Origin of the sequence: Carnobacterium sp. (assembly GCF_032094055.1) — a bacterium.
Taxonomy (GTDB): domain Bacteria; phylum Bacillota; class Bacilli; order Lactobacillales; family Carnobacteriaceae; genus Carnobacterium_A.
The window spans coordinates 37,620-41,821 of record NZ_DAMDAK010000006.1; the positions used below are offsets into that span (position 1 = coordinate 37,620).

At 35.1% G+C, this 4,202-nt stretch carries 4 protein-coding genes; 2 read left to right on the forward strand and 2 right to left on the reverse strand.

Annotation, left to right across the window (positions count from 1 at the left end):
- On the forward strand, positions 1-367 hold a 367-nt coding region (locus RT405_RS01895; RefSeq protein ID WP_313467095.1), incomplete at its 5' end, for a linear amide C-N hydrolase.
- Positions 368-577: 210 nt separating this feature from the next.
- On the opposite strand, the gene asnB is transcribed toward RT405_RS01895, so the two are convergent.
- A complete protein-coding gene (asnB, locus tag RT405_RS01900; protein WP_313467097.1) occupies positions 578-2,470 on the reverse strand; it encodes an asparagine synthase (glutamine-hydrolyzing) in 1,893 nt (630 codons plus the stop codon).
- A gap of 306 nt (positions 2,471-2,776) precedes the next feature.
- On the opposite strand from asnB, the gene RT405_RS01905 reads away from it, so the two are divergent.
- Complete coding sequence (locus tag RT405_RS01905) at positions 2,777-3,163, forward strand: hypothetical protein (RefSeq protein WP_313467099.1); 387 nt, start codon at positions 2,777-2,779, stop codon at positions 3,161-3,163.
- Positions 3,164-3,240: 77 nt separating this feature from the next.
- On the opposite strand, the gene RT405_RS01910 is transcribed toward RT405_RS01905, so the two are convergent.
- Positions 3,241-4,065 (reverse strand): hypothetical protein, encoded by an 825-nt coding sequence (locus tag RT405_RS01910; protein WP_313467101.1) that lies wholly within the window; start codon positions 4,063-4,065, stop codon positions 3,241-3,243.
- Positions 4,066-4,202: the final 137 nt, after the last annotated feature.

Below are 4,202 nucleotides of genomic sequence, written 5' to 3' on the forward strand. Positions count from 1 at the left end.
TACTGTACTTTCCAAGTTTGGAGAAGGAAGTGGAGCAGTCGGTCTTCCAGGCGATTTTACACCACCATCACGTTTTGTCCGTTCTGCTTTTTTTGTAGCTCATACACCTAAGGATTTAGAACGTCAAGCTGCTATCTTACAAGGCTTTCGTATCTTATCACAAGCCGATATCCCGACAGGCGCGGTAGTAGATCTCAAAGAAGGTCATAAAGATGAAACTTTATATACATCGATAATGGACACTAAATCAAAAGCTTACTTTATCAAGTACCATGATAATATCACTATTCAACCATTCTATCTTGAAGACTATCAAGACAAATCAGATATTACCTTTATTGAAATTAAAAAAGAGATGATTTTGTAACCACAAAAGGACCTAGCATTAGAATACCACTCTCTCCGTATACAGAGATGTCTTCTGTGTTACATTAAATTCTTCAAACTTCTCACTATTTTTTGTTAAAGAAATGAAAAGAAAATAAATACACATCTACCAGTAAGCAAGCAACTCATTGGTAGATGTGTACTTCGTTCAAGATATTATTTGCAACTAGCTTTTCTAAAATCCACTACTTTATTGTTTAACAGCATACGCTAGAGGCTCTGTTAAAAATTCTTGAGATTTTTCCACATAAATACGGTGCCAGACCATAAATGTTAAAGCTGTCCATATTTTACGCGAGTAATCTATTTTTCCAGTACGGTGTTTATCGAGCAAGTCCACTATATAAGACTTATTCAACAAGTGTTCTGTTTGAGATTCATTTATGATCGCTAAAGCCCAGTCATACATCTCATCTTTAAGCCAATGACGGATAGGAACTGGAAAACCTAACTTTTTACGGTAAATAACATCTTCTGGAACAATTCCTTCTACAGCTTTTCTTAAAATGTATTTTGTTGTTCCATGTGCAATTCTTAAATTAGCTGGTATTTGTCTAGCCACTTCAAACACTTCTTTGTCTAAAAATGGCGTTCTTAATTCTAAAGAATGCGCCATCGTTGTTCGATCCGCATTTAACAGCAAATCGCCGCTTAACCATGTATTGATATCGATCAATTGCATTCTATCAACGGGATGATAGCCAAGCGTCTGCTCATAAAACGGTTTTGTTACTTCATGATAAGGATAATGCAGGTTGTAATTTTTTAAAAGTTTCTTCTTTTCAGCTTCTTCAAAGATTTTTGCATTGCCAACGTACCGGTTCTCTAAAGGAATCGTTCCTCTTAAAAGGAAGCTTTTCCCTTTGACTCCTTCTGGCATCAGCTTCGCCAGTCGATTAATCGCTTGATTGGTAACTTTCCCAGTGTGATTAAACATTCTTAAAGCATGCGGTTCGTTATAAATCCCATATCCACCAAATAATTCATCCGCACCTTCACCAGACAAAGCGACTTTCACATGTTCGCGAGCTAGTCTGGATAAAAAGAACTGTGGCACAGCAGCCGGATCTGCTAAGGGATCATCCATATGCCAAACAAAACGCGGAAATTCATCCATAAATTCTTGGGCAGTAATCGTATAACTAAAATTGTCTACTCTTAGTTCTTCAGCGGTTTCTTCAGCCAAATTAATTTCATTGTAGCCTTCTCTTTCAAAGCCGACCGATAGCGTTTTTAACTTAGGGTTAAATTCTCGCGCAATTGCAACAATAATAGAAGAATCAATTCCTCCTGATAAAAATGAACCAACTGTAACATCTGATCGCATATGTTTTTCAATTGAATCATATAAACTTGCTCTGATTTCTTTTGCAAATGTTTCTTCCGATTTAGCAACGGGCAAAAAATCTGCTTGCCAATATTTAGTGATTTTAACTTCTTCATTCAGTTTTTTCGTAATGAAATGACCAGGTGCAAGTTCCTTGATGGATTGGTGCATGGTTTCCAGTCCAGGAATATATTGGAAGGTCAAGTAATTCTGCAAAGCTACTTCGTCTAATTGACGGTCTTTGATAACCTTTAAAATCGATTTTTTCTCAGACGATACATACAACCCTTGATTTTCTACTGCATAATAAAATGGCTTAATCCCAAAATGATCACGAGCCCCAAAAAAAGTTTTTTCTAGCTTATCCCAGATAACGAATGCAAACATCCCTCTTAACTTGCTGGTTACTTTTTCTTTGTATGCTGAATAAGCTGCAATGATTACTTCTGTATCACTATCCGTTTGAAACGTATAGCCCTCTTCAACCAATTCATTTCGGAGTTCTATGTAGTTATAGATCTCGCCATTAAAAATAATCCAGTAACGTTCTTCTTCATAGGACAAAGGCTGATGACCTTTTTCAATATCGATAATACTCAATCTTCTAAATCCTAAAGCAATGGTATCATCACTATAATAACCCTCTTCATCCGGTCCTCTATGCACAATTCTTTTATTCATTTTTTGAACTTTTGTCTTTTGCTTTTCTTCTATCGTGTGTTTTTTATTTGAAATATACCCAACAAATCCGCACATTTTATCCCCACTTTTTTTATTTTAACTAATCAATTAATACTTTTTTTATTGGCAAGTGATTTTTTTATATTCTACTCAGCCAAATCGCTCACATTAATAAATTTACAGGAAATCTTGTTACAATTCAAATGAATTTTACCAATTTAGATACATTTTAGTCAATTATATTTTTTATATCACATTTATATTACATTGAGCCTGAATATATTACAGGAAACAGGACGTTTCCTGTATCTTTTGCAGGCTATATTGTATACTAAAATTATAGTAATAAGGAAAATCAACGAATGAGGAGGATAAAAAAAGATGAGTGATCGAGATCAGCAAAATAAGTACAATAAAGAAAACAATATTTCCAGTTCAATGTATTCACGCATAAATGTAGGAAAAAATAATGCTAACAATCAACTTGATGGACCCCAGTTTCATCCGATTGCTGGTAGCCTGAATAATAAAGATGAGTACACGCCAGACTTCACTTCTTTTTCATATAAATTAGCTTATTATGGGTTGGGATTGTTTTTCTCTTTACTGATAGGCTTCAGCATTTTCTATATCTTTCATGATTATTTTTATGGTTCGGGATCAACTAGTTTATTCTCTTCATTTATCTTATTTATCGGCTCGACAGTAAGCGGTTTTTCTTTATCTAACATTATCCTGAAAAAACTTTTCAGAAAAAGAAGCGCTTGATTCTGTTTTTCAAAAAAAATAAAAGAATTGCCTTTTTAGTTTTTTTAAAAGGCAATTCTTTTTGCGTATACAGTTAATTAATCAGTGTAAGGAATGTATTCACCAGTCAATGGATCCATTTTCATTAATGTTTTATTGGTTAAATCATATTGGAACATTCCTACCATATTAGAAATTTCGACTCCTTCTACTTCATGAGCATGGCGAATTTCGACTTGGTACAAGCCGTCATCATTTTTTGTTACATAAAATTGATTGTCTTCAGGAGAAATTCCTGTTTTCGACACAACCTCATTTAATACAGCTGTTCGTTCTTCATCTGCTGACATCGTTGGAGCTGCAGAGGAACTGGAAGCGGCACTGCTTGCTGCTGATGTGTCAGTTGTTTCAGAAGATGCAGTGGCTGAATTAGCAGCTGCGTCTTTTTCAGCTAACCATGTTTTAATCTCATCATCTGAGACCGTCTTGATATCTTTACCGGTAGCTGCTTTGAACTCTGTTGCCGCCAAATCTGAAGTACGTTCTGTTTTATAAGCTGAGTTTTCTAGCATAGCCGCAGTTTCATCTGCTTTGGCTTTTTCTGCTTGAGCTGAATTGATTTCTGTTTTTAATTTAACTGCTTTTTCTTTTAACTCACTATAATCAGATAAATCATTTTGCAAAAGCGTTTCAATACTGCCAGCTGCTTCATCCAGCTTACCAGCCTCAAATTGTGCTAAGCTGTCATCATACATTTTTTGATAAACTGCTTCTGCTGTAACTTCTTGGCTTGATGATTCTGAAACAGAAACAGCACTAGAGCTGACGGATGATTCTGTCGTTCCATTGTTTTCCGTTCCGCAAGCACTCAAAAGAACTAAACCGGCAAATGCCATCATAAAAAATTTGAATTTTTTTGTCATGTTCCTTTTCCTCCTCTATGTATATTCCTTTTTCATTTCCTCCTCATTATACCTTAAATTGCTTTTCTGCCTACCCATTTGCTGTTGGATTTAAGAGAATCTTTCTTATTAGCTCCTATTTATGCTGAATTTTAGGG